Origin of the sequence: Flavobacterium aquidurense (genome assembly GCF_001404985.1) — a bacterium.
Classification (GTDB): Bacteria; Bacteroidota; Bacteroidia; order Flavobacteriales; family Flavobacteriaceae; genus Flavobacterium; species Flavobacterium aquidurense_B.
On record NZ_JRLF01000012.1, the window covers coordinates 224534 to 247179 of the forward strand.

Annotated in this window: 21 protein-coding genes and 1 pseudogene; 10 read left to right on the forward strand and 12 right to left on the reverse strand. The window is 34.4% G+C overall.

The window, feature by feature from the left end; genetic code table 11:
- Positions 1-4 precede the first annotated feature (4 nt).
- The 5 genes from RC62_RS12825 to RC62_RS12845 all read right to left on the reverse strand — a co-directional run bounded on the left by RC62_RS12825 (position 5) and on the right by RC62_RS12845 (position 5439).
- The gene (locus RC62_RS12825; protein ID WP_055096698.1) at positions 5-466 is read right to left on the reverse strand and encodes a MarR family winged helix-turn-helix transcriptional regulator; all 462 of its coding nucleotides are present in this window, start codon (positions 464-466) and stop codon (positions 5-7) included.
- 303 nt (positions 467-769) lie between these two features.
- Complete coding sequence (locus tag RC62_RS12830; protein WP_055095739.1) at positions 770-1537, reverse strand: hypothetical protein; 768 nt, start codon at positions 1535-1537, stop codon at positions 770-772.
- A gap of 28 nt (positions 1538-1565) precedes the next feature.
- Positions 1566-2297: an MIP/aquaporin family protein gene (locus RC62_RS12835; RefSeq protein WP_055095741.1), complete on the reverse strand. Its 732-nt coding sequence runs from the start codon at positions 2295-2297 to the stop codon at positions 1566-1568.
- Between the two features lie 15 nt (positions 2298-2312).
- Positions 2313-3809 (reverse strand): glycerol kinase GlpK, encoded by a 1497-nt coding sequence (gene glpK / locus RC62_RS12840; protein ID WP_055095743.1) that lies wholly within the window; start codon positions 3807-3809, stop codon positions 2313-2315.
- 52 nt (positions 3810-3861) lie between these two features.
- Complete coding sequence (locus tag RC62_RS12845; RefSeq protein ID WP_055095745.1) at positions 3862-5439, reverse strand: glycerol-3-phosphate dehydrogenase/oxidase; 1578 nt, start codon at positions 5437-5439, stop codon at positions 3862-3864.
- 155 nt (positions 5440-5594) lie between these two features.
- Between RC62_RS12845 and RC62_RS12850 the strand changes: the two genes are divergently transcribed.
- Positions 5595-6365 (forward strand): DeoR/GlpR family DNA-binding transcription regulator, encoded by a 771-nt coding sequence (locus RC62_RS12850; protein WP_055095747.1) that lies wholly within the window; start codon positions 5595-5597, stop codon positions 6363-6365.
- A 237-nt stretch (positions 6366-6602) separates the two neighbouring features.
- On the opposite strand, the gene RC62_RS12855 is transcribed toward RC62_RS12850, so the two are convergent.
- The 5 genes from RC62_RS12855 to RC62_RS12875 all read right to left on the reverse strand — a co-directional run bounded on the left by RC62_RS12855 (position 6603) and on the right by RC62_RS12875 (position 10648).
- Positions 6603-7376 (reverse strand): alpha/beta hydrolase family protein, encoded by a 774-nt coding sequence (locus tag RC62_RS12855; protein WP_055095748.1) that lies wholly within the window; start codon positions 7374-7376, stop codon positions 6603-6605.
- An 81-nt stretch (positions 7377-7457) separates the two neighbouring features.
- The gene (locus tag RC62_RS12860) at positions 7458-7979 is read right to left on the reverse strand and encodes a GNAT family N-acetyltransferase (RefSeq protein ID WP_055095750.1); all 522 of its coding nucleotides are present in this window, start codon (positions 7977-7979) and stop codon (positions 7458-7460) included.
- Positions 7980-7996: 17 nt separating this feature from the next.
- Entirely contained in the window at positions 7997-8476 is a 480-nt protein-coding gene (locus tag RC62_RS12865) for a DUF6691 family protein (protein ID WP_055095752.1), read from the reverse strand.
- A gap of 10 nt (positions 8477-8486) precedes the next feature.
- Complete coding sequence (locus RC62_RS12870) at positions 8487-9056, reverse strand: YeeE/YedE family protein (RefSeq protein ID WP_055095754.1); 570 nt, start codon at positions 9054-9056, stop codon at positions 8487-8489.
- Between the two features lie 173 nt (positions 9057-9229).
- Entirely contained in the window at positions 9230-10648 is a 1419-nt protein-coding gene (locus RC62_RS12875) for an MBL fold metallo-hydrolase (protein ID WP_055095757.1), read from the reverse strand.
- A gap of 214 nt (positions 10649-10862) precedes the next feature.
- Between RC62_RS12875 and RC62_RS12880 the strand changes: the two genes are divergently transcribed.
- The 4 genes and pseudogenes from RC62_RS12880 to RC62_RS23255 form a co-directional block, all read left to right on the forward strand.
- Entirely contained in the window at positions 10863-11456 is a 594-nt protein-coding gene (locus RC62_RS12880) for an HD domain-containing protein (protein ID WP_055095759.1), read from the forward strand.
- A gap of 297 nt (positions 11457-11753) precedes the next feature.
- Positions 11754-13100, forward strand: coding sequence for a cytochrome ubiquinol oxidase subunit I (locus RC62_RS12885; protein ID WP_055095761.1), 1347 nt, complete (start codon positions 11754-11756; stop codon positions 13098-13100).
- 2 nt (positions 13101-13102) lie between these two features.
- Positions 13103-14179, forward strand: a complete 1077-nt coding sequence (gene cydB, locus RC62_RS12890; RefSeq protein WP_055095763.1) for a cytochrome d ubiquinol oxidase subunit II — start codon at positions 13103-13105, stop codon at positions 14177-14179.
- Between the two features lie 434 nt (positions 14180-14613).
- A pseudogene (locus RC62_RS23255) lies at positions 14614-14825 on the forward strand (transcriptional regulator); the annotation flags it as partial.
- Between the two features lie 306 nt (positions 14826-15131).
- Here RC62_RS23255 and RC62_RS12900 read toward each other — a convergent pair.
- Both RC62_RS12900 and RC62_RS12905 read right to left on the reverse strand, forming a co-directional pair.
- Positions 15132-15917, reverse strand: coding sequence for a sulfite exporter TauE/SafE family protein (locus RC62_RS12900; protein ID WP_055095768.1), 786 nt, complete (start codon positions 15915-15917; stop codon positions 15132-15134).
- Positions 15918-16158: 241 nt separating this feature from the next.
- Positions 16159-16785 (reverse strand): Crp/Fnr family transcriptional regulator, encoded by a 627-nt coding sequence (locus RC62_RS12905; protein ID WP_055095770.1) that lies wholly within the window; start codon positions 16783-16785, stop codon positions 16159-16161.
- Positions 16786-17205: 420 nt separating this feature from the next.
- On the opposite strand from RC62_RS12905, the gene RC62_RS12910 reads away from it, so the two are divergent.
- The 5 genes from RC62_RS12910 to RC62_RS12930 all read left to right on the forward strand — a co-directional run bounded on the left by RC62_RS12910 (position 17206) and on the right by RC62_RS12930 (position 22638).
- A complete protein-coding gene (locus RC62_RS12910) occupies positions 17206-17517 on the forward strand; it encodes a rhodanese-like domain-containing protein (RefSeq protein ID WP_055095772.1) in 312 nt (103 codons plus the stop codon).
- Positions 17518-17591: 74 nt separating this feature from the next.
- A complete protein-coding gene (locus RC62_RS12915; protein WP_055095774.1) occupies positions 17592-19172 on the forward strand; it encodes an NADP-dependent glyceraldehyde-3-phosphate dehydrogenase in 1581 nt (526 codons plus the stop codon).
- Positions 19173-19556: 384 nt separating this feature from the next.
- Positions 19557-21428, forward strand: a complete 1872-nt coding sequence (locus RC62_RS12920) for a M1 family metallopeptidase (RefSeq protein WP_055095775.1) — start codon at positions 19557-19559, stop codon at positions 21426-21428.
- 22 nt (positions 21429-21450) lie between these two features.
- The gene (locus RC62_RS12925) at positions 21451-21849 is read left to right on the forward strand and encodes an ACT domain-containing protein (protein WP_055095777.1); all 399 of its coding nucleotides are present in this window, start codon (positions 21451-21453) and stop codon (positions 21847-21849) included.
- Between the two features lie 171 nt (positions 21850-22020).
- Positions 22021-22638 carry a hypothetical protein gene (locus RC62_RS12930; RefSeq protein WP_055095779.1) on the forward strand — a complete coding sequence of 206 codons (618 nt, stop codon included), beginning with the start codon at positions 22021-22023 and terminating at the stop codon, positions 22636-22638.
- Positions 22639-22646 lie beyond the last annotated feature (8 nt).

A 22646-nucleotide genomic window follows, 5' to 3' on the forward strand; every position in this document is an offset into this window, starting at 1 on the left:
AATATTAATTTTGTTGGGTTCGGTATTTTTCTAATAATTTATTCAGTAATTCTAATTCTTCAGGACTTATATTCTCGGCAAATGCACGCTCGTGTTCATCTACTTTCGGGTCTAATTCTTTCAAAACATCTAATCCCTTTTGGGTGATCAGAACTTCAATTTTACGACGATTGCCAAGGCAAACATTTCTTGTAACAAAATCCTTTAATAATAGTTTGTCTACTAATCGCGTTGTATTACTTGTTTTAGCAAGCATACGTTCCTGTATTACACACATATTAGCAGGATTTCCTTTTTGTCCTCTTAATATACGTAACACATTATATTGCTCTCCGGATAAATCATACGGTTTTATCAACTCGTTGAAATGATCCTGAATCACGTTTTGCGTGTACATGATATTCAGAATAACTTTTTTCGCATTATCCATCTTAACTGTACTTTTTATAACCTCTTCAATTGTCATAGTCGTAAGTGTATAATTTGTATATACAAATGTATATCTTTTAATAGTTGTATATACAAATGTCATGTTAATTTTTTGTTAATTCAAATAACTTAGAATTGATAGTAATGTGATTCCTTAAAAACTGCAATAAAAATACTATATTTTTTAATTTAAAATATTGATTGTTTGATATTTAACGATAGTTTAAAGTTCTTTAATATTTTTGAGTTTCCTTTTTTAAAGATTGATATAAAAACACTAAACCCAACAAGTTTTTAAAGGCTTGTTGGGTTTAGTGGAAAAAATAATTGCTGTTTAGCTTTAGAATAATGAAACTCCAAGTTGCATACGAGTATATTTCTCAGCTGGATTCCACATAATACCTGCAAAAACGGGAAGTTTATATTGAAATATCGAAATATCTTTAGAGGCTTTAAGTCCTGTATTTACGATATTAAAATTACTATCAGAATCTTTAACATAGAGATTTGTTTTTCCGTCAAGCGAAAATCCTGCACCTACATAAGCGTCTAATGTTATTTCGTTGTTTTTTATCAACGGATATCCTAATTCTACGTAAGTTGAATATCTGCTTTTATAATCAAGATCAGATTTTAGTTCTTTATCATTTCCATATAGAATTATGTCAGCCTCTATTCGTAAAGGAAATTCCTGAGAAAAGCGATATGAAGTTCTTAAATCAATAAGATGTGTTGTAGTGTTTTTATCGTAATTAAAAACCTCCGGATGTTCCACATTTGTAGTGTTGAATAAATCCCACAGACCAATTGTAAAACCTTTATGTTTGTACTGAACATAATAATCTACCTCAGTATATTTACCATCAAAACTGTTACCACCCCAAACCCCAACCGAAAATTTTCGTTTTTTATCAAAGGTGTAATGAATATCTCCCATGGCAGTCATGCTAGGGCTAATGATTAATCCTCTCCAAAGGTGACTGGTTGCAAGTGTAACATTAAAATTTAATCGGCTTGGTTCTTTACTGGTCGCAATTTCCGGCGTTGTTTCTTGAGCATAGCCAGCTAGTCCTATGATTGTGATCATAGAAAGAAAAAGATTTTTCATGAAATTTTTAGATTAAAAGAGGATATTGTTAATTAAGAATGAGGTATAATCCAGCAGCCAATGAAGCTCCAATTATTGGACCTACGATAGGTATCCAGGCGTATCCCCAGTTGCTACTTCCTTTTATAGGTAAAATAGCATGTATAATTCTTGGTCCTAAATCTCTTGCAGGATTTATAGCATATCCGGTAGTACCTCCTAACGAAAGACCAATTGCCCATACGACTATAGCAACAGGAAGTGCACCTATAGTTCCTAAGCCAATTGTTGCATTAGTATCAGCTGTAATTTGTAAACTTGGTCCGGCGATATAAAAAATAGAAAATATCAAAACGAAAGTCGCAATTGCTTCACTTAGCAAATTAGAGAAATTATTTTTGATGGCTGGTCCTGTAGAAAAACAAGCCAGTTTTGCACCTTCATCTTCTGTTGCGGCAAAATGGTCTTTATGGGATAACCATACTAAAAGTGCGCCTAACATTGCACCGATTATTTCACCTAATATATAGGTAGGAACTAAACTCCAGCTAAATTTTCCTATAAGTGCTAAACCAATTGTAACAACAGGATTTAAATGTGCGCCGCTCACAGGTCCTGCAATAGTTACGCCTACAAATACGGCAAAAGCCCATGCGGTTGTAACAACAATCCAACCTGAATTATTACCAATTGTACCTTTAAGATTGACGTTTGCAACAACGCCATTTCCTAGTAAAATCATTACCATTGTACCTAAAATTTCTGCTATAAAAGGGGTCATATCGTTAGTTTTTAGTTATTCTTCAATCCAGTTTGATGCGCGTCCAACAGCTTTGTCCCAGTTTTTCACAAGTATATTTACTTGTTTTTCTTCCATTTCTGGCGAAAAGACCTTATCTATAGACCATTGTTCTTTCAAATCATCTAAGCTTGCCCAATATCCTACAGCAAGTCCGGCGAGATAAGCGGCGCCAAGGGCTGTTGTTTCCAGTGTTTTTGGTCGGGTAACCGTAGATCCAAAAATATCCGATTGAAATTGCATCAATAAATTATTGGTAGCAGCACCTCCGTCAACTCTCAGTTCTTTTCCTTTGTCTCCAAAATCAGCTTCCATCGCTTTCACTAAATCATTTACCTGATAGGCAATTCCTTCTAAAGTTGCTCTGGCAATATGTGCATTTGTTGTTCCTCTTGTTATTCCAAACATTGCACCTCTGGCATATTGATCCCAGTATGGAGCTCCTAAACCGGTTAAGGCAGGAACAAAATATACTCCGCCGTTGTCAGGTACGCTTGATGCAAGAGATTCAATTTCTTCTGATGAGTTAATCATTTTTGCTCCATCTCGTAACCATTGTACGGCTGCACCTCCAACGAAGACACTTCCTTCTAAAGCATAGGTCGTTTTTCCGTTAATTTTCCAGGCTACTGTAGTCAATAAGTTATTTCTGGAAAGAATGGGTTTTTCGCCCGTATTCATTAGCATGAAACAACCTGTTCCATAAGTATTTTTTACCATACCTGAACTAGTACACAATTGACCAAAAAGGGCAGCTTGCTGATCTCCTGCAACTCCTGCAATAGGAATTTTTGTTGCAAATAGGGTAGTGCAGGTTTCACCGTAAATTTCACTGCTTTGTTTTACTTCAGGTAACATCGCTCTTGGAATGTCGAATAATTCTAATAATTCATTGTCCCATTCTAAAGTATGAATGTTGAATAATAAAGTTCTGCTGGCATTAGAAACATCAGTCATGAATAATTTGCTGCGGGTTAATTTCCATATTAACCATGTATCAACAGTTCCAAAACAAAGTTTTCCTTCTTCTGCTTTTTTACGTGCTCCGGGAACATTATCTAAAATCCATTTTACTTTTGTTCCGGAGAAATAAGCATCCAGAATTAAGCCTGTTTTGTTTTGAATCATATCAGCATGACCTTGCGCTTTTAATTCGTCACAAAATTTTGCTGTTCTGCGATCTTGCCAAACAATAGCATTATAGACAGGTTCACTGGTTTCTCTGTCCCACACAATAGTAGTTTCACGCTGATTGGTTATTCCAATCGCAGCAATTTCTCTGCCTGAAATTCCAACTTTGGCAATTACTTCTGCGGCTGTACTTATTTGCGAAGACCAGATTTCGTTAGGATCATGTTCTACCCATCCTGGTTTTGGAAAAATTTGTTCAAATGGTTTTTGAGAAAGACTTACGATTTCTCCTCCATGATTAAATAGAATAGCTCTGGAGGAAGTTGTTCCTTGATCTAGAGCTAAAATTAGTTTGTTTTGCATGGTTTATAGTATATATTTAAGTTAATAAAGTTCTATTGAAATTCAGATTCTTCTATCGAAATTCAGATAGAAAAAATCCTTTTGAAATATCTTTGAAATTTGCAATCTCCTGAGTTATCCAGGCTTCGTCATGTCCTAGTTCTTTAGCAAGTAATCTTGCTACTTTTTCAGAAGACTGAACTGCTGCTCTTGCATCTAAGAATAATAAACGAACACGTCTTGCTAAAATATCATCGACAGTTCTTGCCATTTCGTATCGAATCGCCCAGGCTGCTTCTGCCATTGTGAACTCGTGATCTGGATGTACTTTTTCGTTTAATTCAGGTTCATTTTGTTGCAATTGGCGTATTTTAGGAATATCAGAACCATAAATGTATAAGTGGTTTTCTCTGTCTAAAGTTGTAGTAGGCTGATTTCCATGAATAGAAAGATGTTCTGTATTACATCCTTTTGCAGGTATTTTTCGTGTTTTAATTGCTTTGTCTATAATGTCTTCGGCAATTTTTCTATAAGTGGTCCATTTTCCGCCTGTAATGGTTATTAAACCGGTTTCAGAAACTATGATTTTATGACTTCTTGAAACTTCTTTGGTGCTTTTTCCTTCTTCTTTTGGTGCTGCCAAAGGACGTAAACCAGCGTAAACAGATAAAACGTCGGCTCTGGTTGGTTTTTTTGCTAAAAATCGTTGTGCTGTTTCCAGTACAAACTCAATTTCGCTTTCTAAGGCAATTGGCTCTAAACTTTGTTTCTTGATTAATGTATCAGTTGTTCCAACTACGATTCGATTATGCCACGGCACAGCAAATAAAACTCTTCCGTCGCTTGTTTTAGGAATCATTAAAGCATGATCGCCAGGTAAAAACGATTTGTCAAAAACCAGGTGAATTCCCTGACTTGGAACAATATATTTTTTATAAACGGTATCGTTTAGTTTCATTATAGCATTTGTAAAAACTCCTGTTGCATTAATAATGGCAGATCCTTTTAAATCATATTTGTCTCCTGTTTCCTGATCTAGTACTTGTACACCAATAACTTGATTGTTGTCATCTTTTAATAAGTTTACAACTTTACAGTAATTTAAAATACAGGCGCCTTTTTCTGCTGCTGTTTGGGCAATATTGATAGCAAGACGTGAATCATCAAATTGTCCGTCATGATAAATTACTCCGCTTGTTAGACCTTTTTCTTCTACGTTAGGAAGCATTTCGATTGTTTTTCTTTTCGAAATATATTTTGAACGGCCCAAACTCAAACGTCCGGCCAGTAAATCGTAAATGGTTAAACCAATGGTGTAAAAATAACCGCCCCACCAATTGTAATTTGGAATTACAAAAGATTGGTTTTTAACTAAATGTCCGGCATTTTGTGCCATTAAACCTCTTTCTTTAAGGGCTTCTTTTACTAAGTGTACATCACCTTGTTCTAAGTAACGTACACCGCCATGAACTAATTTTGTGCTTCTGCTTGAAGTACCTTTTGCAAAATCTATCGCTTCTACTAAAATGGTTTTATACCCTCTGCTTGCTGCATCAAGAGCAGTTCCAAGACCACTAGCTCCACCACCTATTACAATTACATCCCACTTTTCAGTGTTTTTTAGTTTCGATAACTGTTCTGAACGTTTCATATAGTGTTTGTTTTTGTTTCTTTTGTTGTTTTTTGTTTCTTTAAAGCAAAATTAACGAAACTAAACGAAACTAAAGTAATAAAATAAGGTTTTTTTTGAATTATTTTTTTATCGTACATTTATACCTTCAAAAATCTTAATATTATCAGGCTATTATGGTTATTATAAACAAAAGACAAGAAGAAATACTTAAAGAACTGGACAAAAATGGACATGTAAATGTGGCTGATTTGTGTGAAATTCTTAATGTTTCAACCGTAACAATAAGAAAGGATTTGAACTTTTTAGAAAATGAAAACTTGTTACACCGTACACATGGCGGTGCAAGTAAACAGCCTATTTATGCTTTCGAAAGGGATTTAAGTGATAAAGAAGGATTGCAGGTAGAGCAAAAAAAGCAAATTGCAAAAGAAGCTTTAAAGTACATTAATAATTTCGATTACATCATATTAGGTTCAGGATCTAATATTCAATACTTAGCGCAGATTATTTCAGGATTTCAAAAATTAACAGTGCTAACGCCTTCTTTAAAGGTTTCATTAGAACTAAGTAATGAAACAAATGTAGATACAATACAGTTGGGTGGTGATGTCAGGAAAAGTTCAAATTCAGTTATTGGGCCAATTTCTGAAGCAATACTGAATCAATTTTCCTGTAATAAATTGTTTTTAGGTGCAGATGGGCTTCATTTAGATTTTGGTTTAAGCACCTCAAATGCTTTAGAAGCACATCTTAATCAAGTTATGATTTCAGTGGCAGAAAAGGTTATTGTGCTGGTAGATTCTACAAAAATGAATGTTAGAGGCTTTGGCAAGATATGCAATTTAGATAAAATTGATGTGTTGATTACTGATGATGGAATCGATAACGAAACCAAAACGAAACTAGAAGAAATAGGAGTAGAGGTAATAATTGCATCAAAATAGTGTTTTTATAAAGATTCGAAAAAACGAAACTTTTGATTTTTTGAAATAAGTTCTTTCGTTTACGCGCGTGAGGGATAGGAGCAGGCTACCTAAGTAGCGTGGATAGCCCGACAGCATGCCGATAAGAGGGCGTATAAGCGCAAAGTATATTTGCCCTCTTATCGGGATGGTGGCACGCCGCAATGCTTTTAATATCAAATTTTTAAATTCCAAATTCCAATTGGAACTGAAAAATTATTATTTACTTAAGTATTTTTCGATGTGGTTAAATAGTATTTTTCGTTCTTCGGTTGTTGCATCATTGTCCATGTCGCTGTGGTTGATTGGGGTGAACTGAACTGTCATTCCGTATTTCTTTTGTTCTTGCTCGGTGGGTAATACGCCTTCGTCTGCTGCATAGTTTTTAGAACGCAACGTATATATTTTAGGATGCTTAACTCTTGGAAGAGGCATTCTTCGATTGTCCATTGTGATTATTTTATAAACCAGTTTGGGATATTTGGTAGCGAATAAAGCTGTCATGTCTCCGCCGTTCGAATGGCCAATTAGTGTTAGGTGCTTGAAATCTAATTCGGGTTTGATTGTTTTAAATTCGTTTAAAACATAAAGAATGTTTTCTGTGCCTCGTTCCCAATTTGGTCTTCTTGTAACTTTTAGATCTCCTTCCATTGGCAAAAGATCATCGGTAGGTAATTCGTGCTGAATGCTGATAACGAAATATCCTTGCGATGCTAAATGTTCTGTTAAGTAAGAATAGATTTTATTGTCTCCGCCTTTATTTTCTCCGTAACCGTGACTGAAGATTATAAGTTGCTGGTTGTTTATTTTCGTATCAGATTTTGGATGATAAAGTGCAACCGGAATTTTGCGGTTTCTGGATTGATCAAATAACTCTAAACTATCAAGCTGAACATCATAGGTTTTATTTGATGTCTGAACTGTTGATTTTTTAATATTGGAGCAACTTATTAAAAATAAGGATAATAAAATCTGAAAATATATTTTGTTCATTTTTTTGATACGCTTTAATAAGAAACCCGACAGTTTTTTGAATTCTGTCGGGGTTGATTTGTAATATTGAGATTGTATATTTTAGGCTAGCTTTTTTTCGAAAGCTTTTCGGGCTGCTCCTCTAAAATATACTTCACCACAATAAGTGTACTCTAATTTGTCTAAAATTTTAAGCATCGGAATATTGTCAAAGTTGGTATCTACTTTTATACTATTAATATTTTTTTTGAGGCACAAACCTTCGATGCTTTTAAAGAGTTTGGTTGCGATACCTTTTCCTTTTGCCAATTTCGATACGGCTACACGATGTACAACACTATAATCTCCGTTGGTAAGCCATTTACCTTCTATGTCTTCGTATGCTGGTTCTTTGTCGAAAATAATAGCTGCGTAACACAAAATAGTTTCGTTTTCTGTAAGTACGTATCCGTAGCCATTTTTGATGTCGTTACTAATCGAAACTTCATTAGGGTAACCGTCTTGCCATTGCGAACTTCCTTCCTGACGTCTTTGTTCGATAGCATCTTGTATAATCGTCCAGATAACAGGTACTTCTGAAATATCAGCTTTTCTTAATAGTAGTTGTTCTGTTGTGTTGCTCATTTTTTATATTTTAAATCTTAATGAGGAAGTTTGTCTTTGATTAGACCGTAAAACCAGGTTCCTAAAATGGCACTTATTAAAGTAACTACAATTACGGTGACTCCTGTCCCAATTTGAGCAAAAAGCGGACCTGGACAAGCTCCGGTTATTGCCCAGCCAAAACCAAACATTAAGCCGCCATAAATTTGTCCTTTGTTAAAAGTTTTAGGCTGGATTTCGATTTTTTCTCCCTGAATGGTTTTGATGTTGAATTTTTTAATTATCTGAACGGATATAACCCCAACGACTACAGCGCTGCCAATTACACCATACATAAAGAAAGATTGTAACTGAAACATTTCCTGAATACGGAACCAGCTGATAATTTCGGCTTTTACGAATACAATCCCAAAAAAGATTCCAACCAAAAGATATTTTAAGTTTGAGAATCCTGAATCTTTGATTTGACTTCCGTTGATTCCTTCTGTATCAGTATTTTTATTTTCTAAATTATTCATTTTTGAAATTTTAAAGTGAAAGGATATAAGGTAAAATCAAATTTGCCATAATAAAACCGCCAATCATAAAACAGATTGTAGCTACTAATGAAGGCCATTGTAAATTTGAAATTCCCATAATGGCGTGTCCACTTGTACAACCTCCCGCATAACGTGTTCCAAAACCTACTAGAAATCCTCCTAACACAATCATGATAAAACCACGAAGTGTGAATAAACTTTCCCACGAAAAAAGCTCTTTTGGCAATAATCCGGAATGATCCGTGATTCCGTAAGTCGCTAATTGTTCTGAAAGCTGCGGCGTGATTTCAACCGGATTTGGATTTGCCAAAAAATATGCAGCAATTATTCCGCCAAGGAAAATTCCGAAAACGAAGAATAAATTCCAACTTTCTTTTTTCCAGTCGTATTTAAAGAACGAGATATTCGCAGGAATACAAGCCGCGCAAATATGACGAAGTGAGGAACTAATCCCGAAAGATTTGTTTCCGATAATTAATAAAATCGGAACAGTTAGTCCAATTAACGGACCTGCAACATACCAAGGCCAAGGTTCTTTGATGATTTCGATTAGACTCATGTTTTACTTTAAAAATTAGATTTTTATTTTTTACCATATAAGTGATATAAGAAATTATAAGTTGGAGCTTCTTACATTACTTTGAAAAGTTAAAATATAAGATGTAGATTTAAAATGATCCCAAACTAAAATGAACTTATATCACTTATATGGTGAAAATTAATATTCAATGTTTATGCTTTCAATACCTTGCTCTTACAAACAAAATCTGATTTTGGAATATTCGTTTTTGCAATTGCTCCAAAACCACCGTCAATTTCGGTAAAATTCCTGAAACCACGTGCTTGCAAAATCGATGCTGCGATCATACTGCGATATCCTCCGGCGCAATGCAGGTAAAAATGTTCATTTGGGTTAATGTCTTTTACCCAGTCATTAATATAAGCTAGAGGTTTGCTGTAAGCATCTTCGATATGTTCTGCCTCGTATTCGGTTTCTTTACGAACATCAATTATTTTGTCTTCTTCAATTTTGAATTCACCTGCAAATTGTTCAGCCGAAATTCGGTTTACCGTATCCACTTCAAAACCTGCTTTTTCCCAGGCTTCAAACCCTCCTTCAAGATGTCCAATAATTGCATCGAAACCTACACGGCTTAAACGCGTTACGGTTTCTTCTTCAAGACCGCTTTCGGTTACTAATATAATAGGTTGTTTTACATCTGCAATCAAAGTTCCAACCCACGGTGCAAAATCACCATTGATTCCAATATTTATAGATTGCGGAATAAATCCTTTATGAAAATCGGCACTTTTTCTGGTGTCTAAAATCAATGCTCCGGTTTCTTCGGCAACAGCCTCAAATTCTTTTACATCAATGGCTTTCATTCCGTTATTCAAAACCGATTCAAAGCTTTCGTAACCGCCTTTATTCATGGCAACATTCATACTGAAATAAGCTGGCGGAGGTAATAATCCGTCGGTTACTTCAGTGATAAATTCGGCTTCAGTCATATTAGCGCGCAAAGCATAATTAGTAGCTTTTTGGTTTCCAATAGTCGAAACGGTTTCTTTACTCATGTTTTTACCGCAAGCGCTTCCTGCACCATGCGCAGGATAAACAATTACATCATCAGCAAGAGTCATGATTTTATCTCTTAAGGAATGATATAAAATTCCTGCCAATTGATCTTGTGTCATTCCGGCAGCTTTTTGCGCCAGATCCGGACGACCAACATCGCCAATAAATAAGGTATCTCCAGAGAAAATAGCGTGATCTTTTCCGTTTTCGTCAATTAATAAATAGGTTGTGCTTTCCATGGTGTGACCCGGAGTATGTAACGCTTTTATTGTAATTTTTCCAATTTTAAATTCTTGTCCGTCTTTCGCAGATATGCAATCAAATTCGCAAGCCGCATTAGGTCCGTAAACAATTGGCGCCTCAGTTTCTTTGCTTAAATCGATATGTCCGGAAACAAAATCAGCGTGAAAATGCGTTTCAAAAATATATTTCAGTTTTACGGCATCACGTTCTAAACGATCGAGATAAGGCTGGATTTCACGAAGCGGATCAATAATTGCAGCTTCGCCATTTGAAGTAATATAATAAGCACCTTGAGCAAGGCATCCGGTGTAAATTTGTTCTATTTTCATGATAAATATTCTAAAAATATGGGAATACAAAGGTAACCTAGTTTTTCCTTAAAATAAGTGACTAATGTTACAGAAATTTGATTTTTATGTAAAAAAAGATTTAATGGTTTTACCATATAAGTCCTATAGGAAAATGCAAAACGAGTATATTCAAGAAGTATGATTTGATAAAGAGAAGCATTTTGTAATTTTACATTTATAAAACATTCCCGATATGAACACAGAAGATTTATTAAACCAAATTGCTTTTATAAAAGAAATTGATAAAGTAAAATACATTCAGCGAAAAACGAAGCTGTTTAATAGTGACCGAAACGAAAATGACGCAGAACATAGCTGGCATTTGGCTTTAATGGCAATTGTTTTGGCTGAGCATTCTGATGAACCTATTGATGTTTTAAAAGTTGTAAAAATGGTTTTGATACACGATATTGTCGAAATCGACGCCGGAGATGTTTTTATATATGATACACAAAAAAGTCACGATAATACTGACGAAGAACGATTGGCAGCAAATCGTATTTTTGGTTTGCTTCCTGAAAAACAAGCCCAAGATTTAATTGCTATATGGGAAGAATTTGAAGCCGGAGAAACCAATGAAGCAAAATTTGCAAAATCAATGGACAGATTAGAACCTTTATTGCAAAATACATCTAATAATGGTGGAACCTGGAAGGAATTTGGCGTAAATTATAAAAAAGTCTACGAGAAAAAAAGCGTCATAAAAGAAGGTTCTAAAACTTTATGGAATTATGCCGAAGACTTAATAAATGAAAGCGTAGCAAAAGGGATTCTAAAAAAAGAGTAGTTTTTTAAGCACGCAGTTCCAAGTCCAAATATATCTACGATATTGTCATTTCGACGAAGGAGAAATCTTCGCAAGTAACTCCGCAACGTAAACCCAATCTTTGTCGAGTTTCTCGTGAAGATTTCTCCTTCGTCGAAATGACAAACTTTGTGCGCATCAGAATTAAATATAAGTGTAATTTACACCATTCAAATTGTTGAAAAGTTTAACAAATATCAGGCGATAAACTTTTTTTAAAGGCAGGAAATTCGGGTTTTAATGGGTAAATTTGTGGGACTTCATAAATAAAATACCACTATGGAAGAAATGCTTTTTTATGACCGAATGCAATTCGCCTTCACCATTACTTTTCACTATCTTTTTCCGCAACTTACAATGGGTCTTTCGCTGATCATTGTTTATTTTAAATGGAAATATCTACGAACTAAAGACGATCAATACAATCACGCGACTCATTTCTGGATGAAAATCTTCGCTTTGAATTTTGCGATGGGCGTTGTAACCGGAATCCCAATGGAGTTTCAGTTTGGAACCAATTGGGCAAAATTCTCTGAACTAACAGGCGGAATCATTGGACAAACTTTAGCGATGGAAGGAATGTTCTCCTTTTTCTTAGAATCCTCTTTTCTGGGAATCTTTTTGTTTGGAGAAAAAATAATAGGACATAAGTGGCATTTTGTAACCGGATTATTAATTATGATTGGTTCCTGGGCCAGCGGATATCTTATTATAGCCACACATTCGTGGATGCAGAATCCGGTGGGATATGAAATTCTTGAAAACGGAAAATTTGTATTGACTAATTTCAAGGCTTTATTCCTGAATCCGTGGTTATGGCCTTCGTATTTACATAATCAGGCAGCTTCATTAGTTACAAGTTCTTTTGTTGTAGCCGGAATTGGCGCTTTTTATATTTTGAGCCAAAAGAATGTTGCTTTTGGAAGAATGTTTGTGAAAACCGGCGTAATCTTCGGATTGATTTCGAGTATTATAGTGGCAGTTCCTACGGGAGATTTACTGGCAAAAAATGTCGTAAAATATCAACCCGTAACTTTTGCCGCAATGGAGGGGATTTTTCATACCGAAAAGAAAGGTTCTGAGATTGTTTTAATTGGGCAGCCCGATGTAAAAGATAAAAAACTAGACAATAAAATCGCCGTTCCCAATATTTTGAGTTTCCTGACTTACGGAAGCTGGCATGAGGAAATAAAAGGTCTGGACCAATTTGAAGAAGATCTCCACCCAACCAATATTTCAGGATTGTATTACGCTTATCATATTATGGTAGGACTTGGAACCATATTTATAGGTTTGATGGCTTTTGCGCTTTTTCAATTGATTAGAAAAAAACTATTTGAGACTAAATGGGTTTTATGGTCCTTGATGTTCATGATGCCATTTCCGTATATAGCGAATACTACAGGCTGGTACACGGCAGAATTAGGAAGACAACCCTGGCTGGTTTATAATTTATTACGAACTGCCGAAGGCGCTTCGCCAACCGTTTCATCCGGAAATACCTTGTTTACTTTGCTGGGATTTATAGGATTGTATCTTTTACTTGGAATGTTGTTTCTTCTTTTAGTTGGAAAAATTATCAATAAAGGACCGCGTCATGTGGAACTTTCAACAGAAAAAATATAAATATGGAATTTTTTTGGTACGTAGTTTTAATGGGAATCCTGGCCGTATATATTGTATTAGACGGTTACGATTTTGGGGCAGGAATTATTCATTTATTTTTTGCTAAAAACGAGAAAGATAAAAAAGCAATTACAAGCGCCATTGGTCCATTTTGGGATGCAAATGAAGTTTGGATAATTGCTGCCGGAGGTGTTTTATTTTTTGCTTTCCCAACTTTATATGCTTCTTCTTTTAGCGGATTTTATTTGCCTTTGATCATGATTTTATGGCTTTTGATTTTTCGGGCAATTGGTCTTGAAATGCGCGGACAAGTACATCACCCAATGTGGGAAGCCATTTGGGATAAAGCTTTTGGGATTGCAAGTTTGCTTCTGGCGTTGTTCTTTGGGATTGCTTTAGGGAATATTGTTCGCGGTGTAAATTTAGGAATGGTAACTAACGGTGTTTCGACGCAAGAAGCTCATTATTTCTTTTTGCCTTTATGGAATCCTACTTTTAGTCCGCAAGCAAATGAATTGGGTATTATCGACTGGTTTACGCTTTTTTTGGGTATTGTGAGCGTTGTCGCTTTAACGATTCATGGCGCAAACTGGATTATTTTTAAAACTAATTCGGCTTTGAATCCGCAACTTAAAAATATAGTTTTTAAACTGAATATCGTTTTGCTGGTTTTAGTTTGTATTTCGTTGCAAATCTGGCATTTTATCGAACCAAAACCGTTTCATAATTTTGTCGAAAATCCTATTCTTTGGTTTTTTCCTCTAATGACGTTTGTTGGAATTTTGGGCTTGTTTAAAGTTCGTTCCTGGCAAAAAGACGGTTTAGGATTTTTATTCTCTTCTTTATTTTTGGTGGGAGGATTTGCTTCGACAGCCGTTTCGATTTTCCCAAATGTTTTGCCTTCAACCAATAAAGTAAATCCGTCCTTGACGATTTATAATACAGCCGCTGGAGAATACGGTTTAAACGCCGGAATGAGTTGGTTTTTTATTGCTTTGTTTCTGGTGATTGTTTATTTTATTATTCAGTACAGGGTTTTTAGCGGAAAGATGGATGATGTTGGGTATGGGGAGCATTAAGAATTTTTAGCCACGAATTCACGAATTAATTATAGGATTAACCGTTGGTTTTAACCAACGGTTTTTTATTTTGTTGTGGAATGGCTTTAGCCAAATACAATATATTTATTTAAAGCAGGAGACAATTTTAATAGTAAAATTTGAAATAATAAGAGTTCAAAACTAGCTCTGAAAGAGCCTAAGCAATAGCATTTTGCGAAGCACTATGAATAAAAAAGATTGTTAGTTTAAGCCCTGAAAGGGCGAAAGCCTACTCGTGCACAAAAAAAAGTTTTACATGTTTTATGTATTGTTTGTGAGGTAGTTATAGTTTTTTTTGAATTTGTATTGTCATTTTGCTTAACCCTTTCAGGGCGATATTATCGTTGATTTAGTTCGTAGTGCGATGCACTACGCTAGTGATTTTGTGCTTTCAGCCCATTTTTAAAGATTTTGAAAACTTTTTGGAAGAATCAGTTTTTAATTTTTCAATAATTTTTATGATAATAGCGCAAGTAATGGTCAAGGTGCATCTGGACCAATTTTTACTTTCAATCCTTTAGATAAGATGGTTGAACTTTACGAACGTTTAGTTCTTGCAGAAAAAGAATTAGTTCTGGCTGAAAAAGCAAAAGTAGAATATCTTAAAAAGCTTTTAAATAAATAGAAAGACGCGAATTTGCGTTAGGGATAGAAGCGGTATCTCCCGATTTAGAAAAACAAGGCTTTTTAGCCGTAGTTTTTGTTAATCTGGAATATAGCGGATAGCCCGACCGTAGGGAACGCCCAAAATATACAAATCCGTTTACTCTCTCAGGAATAAACGGATTTTTTAGTTTTTCATCTTTGATACTCACATTTTTGTCATTACAAGGAACAAGAAATCTTAGTAGAAATGACAATTATCGTGGCTATTTTGTAGAAAATGGTTTTAAAAAATCTGCCGAATCTGCTAAATCTGCGAGAGAAAAACTTAAAATAAAACCTCCTTAGTAATAATATAAAACCCCATCACCAAAACAAACCAGCCAAAAATGGGTTTTAATTTTGTACCGTCTATTTTTTTAGAAAGCTGACTCCCAATAATCATCCCAAAAAGTGCCATTGCCGAAACGCCTAATAAAAAAGGATAATTTATAGGAGTTCCAATATAAAGATCTCCTGTAAAACCTATTGTTGAATTTATTGTTATGATTAATAACGAAGTTCCTACGGCTTGTTTCATAGGTAAATTGGCGAAAAACAATAAGGCAGGAATAATTAGAAATCTTCCTCCGGCACCTAGAAATCCGGTTATGATTCCTACAATAAAACCTATTATACTTAATTGAATATAATTGGTTTCGGTTGCTTTTATTTCGGGTTTATTTTTTCTAATCATCGAGATTGCTGCCGTAATCATCAATACGGAGAAGATGATCATAATCAAAAAATCCTTTGAAACTGAATAGGAAGCGATAGAAAATAGGGTAGAAGCAATTTGAGGAAAAATAACTTCTCGAATTATCAAAATAGAAATTACCGAAGGAATGGCAAAATACAATGCCGATTTTAGCTTTAGATTTCCCATTTTATAATGGCTATAACTACCAAACATGGCTGTTAATCCCACAATAAATAAAGAATATGAGGTGGCTTGCTCTGGATTTACTTTAAACAAATACACTAAAATAGGAATGGTTAATATAGATCCGCCTCCGCCAATTAAGCCAAGCGAAATCCCGATAATAATCGAAGCAAAATAACCTAAATATTCCATTGTATTTGTTTTTATACAAAGGTGCTTGGATAAAAAGAAATCTACAGTAACATTTATCACATAAGGAAATTTTTACTACGGATTTATAGGCCCACGGATTAAGCGGATTTTCTCAGGTTTTTTCTTTTTTCTATTGATGATTAAATTTATCAATTGGAAAGTTTAAGGATTAAGAGTTTACATTGCAAAAAATAAATCGGTGACAATCCGCTTAATCAGCTAAATCTGCGGGCAAAAAAAACTATCTTAAAAGTTCGATTTGGTTTCTGTTGAGTTTGACCAAACCTCTTTGTTCCATTTTTTTGAGTAATCTCGAAATAACTTCTCTTGAAGTATTTAATTCGGTTGCGATTTCCTGATGCGATAATTTTACTTCGGTACAACCGCAGGCATCAGAATGTCTTTTAAGATAAAATTCCAGACGCTCATCCATAGATCTAAAAGCGATATTATCAACAACTTCCAGAACTTCTTCGAATCTGCTTCTATAAGTTTCGATTACGAATTCGTACCAGGATCTGTGTTCCATCATCCATTTATCCATCATTTGCAACGGTATCATCATAACCGAAACATCTTCGACAACTTTTGCCATAATCTGACTTTTTTCGCTTTTGGCAGTACAAATCATCGAAATGGCGCAGGCTTGTCCTGGTTGCAAATAATACATTAAAAATTCGCCACCATCTTCGCCCTCGCGATAAATTTTGATTTTTCCTTTGGTAATCAAAACGGTATTTTTTATGTATTGTCCGGTTCGCATTAAAATAGTTCCGGCCTCAAAATCCTGCAGGCTTCCGTTTTCTTCGATGGTCGAAATTAGTTCGGTAGAGAAATTAGGAAATATATTTTTAAGTGAGTTTTGCATTAGATAGAGTTTGTTTTGTTTGCCACGAATTTCACAAATTAGCACGAATTAATTAGTGAGAATTAGGGCAATTTGTGGCGAACATTTTTAATGATTCCAATCATTTTAATCTGTGATAAAAAAATATTTGTGCCAAACTATTTTATCAAATTAAAATTAAAATGCGCAATTTTATACAAAGATAGCAGATTGAAATGGTATTAATTATGAGAAAAGTATATTTGAGATGCATTTTATGAAAATGAAAATATCCTATTTTCTATCGATTTTATAGACTGTATTTTTAAAAATAGTAAGTAAATTTGTGTTTCACTGATTATAATACTTTCTCTAAAACGTTTTCTGAGAATAATAATCGAAATCGCATTTGGCACGTTTTTAATTAATAGAAACGTCGTAATTTTACAAAAAACAGATACTATGAATTTATCACAAGAAGATTGGGTTAATCAGCTTGCTGCTGACGAGAATGCAGTTATACTGGACGTAAGAACTGAAGACGAATTTAATGACGGCTATATCGAGAATGCCGTAAACATTGACATTAATAAAGGTCAGGGTTTTATTTATGAAATCGAAGAATTAGATAAAAATAAAAACTATTATGTGTATTGCCGTTCTGGAGCCAGAAGCGCTAAAGCATGTCAGGTTATGAATGAGTTAGGTATAAATAATGCCTATAACTTGCTTGGCGGAATCCTGGATTGGGAAGGTGAAACTATAAATCCATAAAACAAATGAAGAGGCATAAAAAGCCTCTTTTTTCTTTAATGCGCTATTAATAACCAAACATAAATTACCAGACTATGAGTTTAATACCCGAAGAATATCAGATTAAAACCCTTATAAATCAAGATACGTATCTTGTAAATGGAGAATTAAAACAATGGACAGGGCAGACTACTCCTGTGTTTTCGACCATTTCGTCTACAGAGAAATATACACCAACTTTATTGGGATCGATTCCGTTTATGGCAGAGAAAGAAGCTGCTGAAGTGGTAGAAGCTGCAAATGCGGCTTATAATAAAGGTCAGGGTTTATGGCCAACCATGAAAGTGGTTGATCGTATCAAATGCATGGAAAATTTCGTAAAACAAATGAAGGAAACCCGCGAAGAAGTGGTTAAACTATTGATGTGGGAAATTGGAAAAAACCTTGGCGATTCGCAAAAAGAATTTGACAGGACTGTAGAATATATTCACGATACAATCGATAGTTATAAAGAATTAAACAGTCGTAGTTCCTACTTCTCAAAAGTACAAGGCGTGAATGCTATGATTCGTCGTGGACCCCTAGGCGTTGTTTTATGTCTTGGGCCATACAATTATCCTTTAAACGAAACTTTTGCTTTGCTGATTCCGGCTTTGATTATGGGGAATACAGTAATTTTTAAACCTGCAAAACATGGTGTTTTATGTATCACGCCTTTGTTAGAAGCATTTAGAAGCAGTTTTCCTAAAGGAGTTATCAATATCGTTTATGGCAGAGGCCGTGAGGTGGCGTCGCCAATCATGAAATCAGGAAAAATTGATGTTTTGGCATTAATAGGGAATAGTAAATCTGCGATTGCATTACAGGATCAGCATCCAAATAAAAACCGTTTGCGTTTGATTCTTGGTTTAGAAGCTAAAAATCCGGCGATTATTTTACCGGATGCCGATTTAGATTTAGCAATTCAGGAATGTATTGCAGGAACTTTATCATTCAACGGTCAACGTTGTACAGCTTTAAAAGTGCTTTATGTGCATGAATCTATTGCAGATGAATTTAATAAACGTTTCTCTGAAAAAGTAGATAGTCTGCAATTTGGAAATCCTTGGGAAAAAGGAGTTTCATTAACACCGCTTCCAGAAACCGAAAAACCAGCTTACATTCAGGGATTAATTGATGATGCTACTGCCAAAGGAGCAAAAGTCCTGAACGAAAAAGGAGGAAAACATACAGAGAACTATATTTTTCCAGCAGTTTTATATCCTGTAAATAAAGAAATGCGTGTGTATCACGAAGAACAATTTGGACCAGTTGTACCAGTTATTTCTTTTAAGGATATTAATGAACCTCTGGAAGATATGGCCGAATCAAACTACGGACAACAAGTAAGTTTGTTTGGTAAAGACATCAAAACTTTAGCACCGCTTATCGATGCTCTTGTAAATTTAGTATGTAGAGTAAACCTCAACAGTTCTTGCCAGAGAGGTCCGGATGCTTTCCCGTTTACAGGTCGTAAAGATTCTGCTGTGGGTACTTTGAGTATTCCTGATGCTTTGCGTTCCTTCTCCATTCGTACGTTTGTTGCTTCAAAAGATATCGATTATAATAATGAAATTTTGCAGGAATTGCTAAACAGCAAGGAATCGAATTTTATTAATACCGATTATATTTTGTAGTGATCAAGGTTATATATTAATTGTAGATACCGTCTTTTTCTTTTTAGAATTAGACGGTTTTTATTTTTGACGGTTTTGTGTTGCTGTGCTAAACTTGATTTGCTTTGCAAAATGTAAAACGTAAAGTTTTGTATTAATCAGTTAAGGTTGTCATTTCGAGGAACGAAAAATCTTCAGAAGAAACTCGACAAAGATTGGGTTTAATTGTGGAACTGCTTAAGAAGATTTCTAGTTCCTGGAAATGACAAACCTCAGTACATAAAAAAACTTTGCGCTTTTGCGACTTTTCGGAATTAATTTTTTACAAATAACTGTAACTTTCTATCCAAAAAAGCCTCTAAGTAGTATAGCCAATATTTAATTATCAAAATTCAGAAACCACTTATGAAAAAACCACCATTTCAATTATTACTTGTTGCCTTTTTATTTTTGGCACAAAATACTTTTGCGCAGGAACTTTATATGCCCAGAAATATAAAAAATGCTTATGCAAAAGGTACGCGTTCTCCTGACGGAAAACCAGGAAAAAACTACTGGCAGAATCATGCAAAATATACTATGGAAATAGCTGTAGATCCTAAAACTAAAATTGTTTCAGGAACAGAAACTATTGTTTATGAAAACAACAGCAAGGATACTTTAAGGAATTTGCCTATTCGTTTTGTAAATAACCTGCATAAACCTTCGTCTCCAAGAAGCGGTAGTGTAAGCAATGATTTTTTAAGTGATGGATTAACGATTACTTCATTAAAAATTGCTGACGAAGTTTATAAAGAAGATGGAAGAAAATGGGGAACAGTAGGAAATATAAAGATGAAAAAACCTGTACTGCCAAATTCTAAGGTAACAATCAATATCGAATGGAATTATCCTTTGTCTAAAGAAAGCGGAAGAGAAGGACAAATAGATGAAACTACTTTTTTTGTTGCCTACAGTTATCCTCGTGTTAGTGTTTTTGATGATTATAATAATTGGGACAGATTGCCTCACACAGATCGTCAGGAGTTTTATAATGATTTTAATGACTATACTTTCTCTGTAAAAGCACCTAAAAATTATGTTGTTTATGCAACGGGAGATTTATTAAATCCGGATGAGGTTTTACAGCCGGAGTTTTCTGCGAGCTTAAAAAAATCGTACAATACAGATGAAATTTTGCATATTGCAAATGAGCAAGAATTGAAAACCGGTGTTGTAACGAAACAAAATGAGTGGAACGTTTGGAAATTTGAAGCTAAAAATATCACAGATGTTTGTTTTGGTTTAAGTGATCATTATTTATGGGATGCAAGCAGTGTTGTGGTCGATAAAAAAACAAATCGTCGTGCGAGTGTTCAGGCAGCTTATGATGTAAAAGGAACTGATTTTGTAGACTCGGTAAAAAATAATCAATATGCTTTAGGTTTCTTTTCGAACAGCTGGCCAGGAGTTCCATATCCGTTTTCTAAAATGACCGCTTTTCAGGGATTTGCAGACATGGAATATCCTATGATGTGCAATGATTCGCAAATGGGAGATCCTGTTTTTGCACAATTGGTTCAGGATCACGAAGTGGCACATACTTATTTTCCTTTTTATATGGGAATCAATGAAACCCGTTATGCTTTTATGGATGAAGGTTGGGCAACTACTTTTGAATATTTAATAGGAATTGCAGAACATGGTAAAGAAGCTGCTGATAAATTTTACAAACAATTTAGGGTCGAAAACTATATTAAAGATAAATCGACTGAAGAAGATCAACCCATAATTTCGATGTCGTCTCAGGTTTCTGATGCCGGTTACGGAAACAATTCATACGGAAAAGCGTCTTTGTCATACCTTGCCTTAAAAGATTTACTTGGCGATGACTTGTTCAAAAAGTCATTGCATGCTTACATGGATAACTGGAATGGTAAACATCCTATTCCGTGGGATTATTTTAATTCTATTAATACTGCGTCCGGAAGAAATTTAAACTGGTTCTTTAATAATTGGTTTTTCACCAATAATTATATTGATCTTTCCGTTAAAAGCGTAGCTAAAAATGTAGTTTCTGTAGAGAACGTTGGAGGTTTTGCTATTCCGTTTGATGTTATTGTTACTTATTCAGATAAAACAAAAGAAACAATTCATCAAACTCCTGCAGTTTGGCAAACCAATCAAAAACAGGTTTCTGTTGCAATAAAAAATAATAAACATATTGAGCTGATAACAATTGATGGTGGTATTTTTATGGATGCTACTCCAGAGAACAATACTTTGGCAGTAAAATAAATTGAATAAATAAACTCGTAAAATGTCAGGACAAAAAAATCTGCAGCAATTACTTAAAATGATGAAACCGGAACATAATCCCGGTGATTATGTTTTTTGTAAAGTCGAAAATTTAGAAGGGATAAATCTAAATGACATCGAAATGTTCTTTAAAGAAAAAGAAGCAATTACATTAATCCTTAAAAAAGAAACTGCAGATAAGTTAAGGCTAGATTATTCAGTTATAATGTCCTGGATAACCCTTACGGTGCACTCTTCATTAGAAGCTGTGGGGTTGACAGCAGCATTTTCGAAAGCACTTTCAGAGAAAGAAATTAGCTGTAATGTTGTGGCGGCTTTTTATCATGATCACATTTTTGTGAATAAAAAAGATACAGCTCAAGCCATACAAATCCTGGGTTTATTTTCGAACTCTATGTAGTTTTTAAACCTCTTAAATAATGAATATCGTAAAAAAAGGAGTCTAATATCATAGATTCCTTTCTTTTATTACAATAAGGTGGTTTTTTATATAAATAAAACAAATGTGGGAAAACGTAATCGATATTCAGAATAAAAAACTAGGTTTGCAAAAAATAAACCAACATTGTTAATGAAAAGAAAACTATTTTTTATTGTTTTATTAATCGCTTTTAAAACTGTAGCACAAAATAATTCAAAACTTGCATTTCAAAAAAGCAGATATGAATTAGCTATATCGTATTATAAAAAAGCAGATTTTAAAAAAGCTATTGATTTGTTTTATGTTGCTTCTAAAATTAAACCTGATAGTGAAATAGGTCAGGAATCTATTAAAAAGGTAGATACGCTAAAAACGATTTTAAGAGAAAACATAATGACTCAGGCTTTAGGTAACTGGAAAATGATTGGTGATAAACCAATTTGGGCTGCCAATCAAGCAAATGCTGCTGAAGCAAAAGATTTTGAGGAACTAGTAGAAATTAAGCAAGACGAAATTTTATTTTTTGAAAAAAATAAAAAAACGCAGGTAAAGAAACTGGTTAAATCAGAGAAATTAGTTTACTACAATAAAGAACAGTCAGATGCAGGATATTCTGATATTATTTTATCAGATGGAACTGTTTGGAATTGTGCCATAAATGATAGTGCTAATGAGTTACATGTGATTAATGTAGGGAAGACAGGAGAAAATGGTGTCGAGAAAATAACCAGCAATAATACAGAGCGATTTTATGTTAAAGTAAAATAACTAAAAAA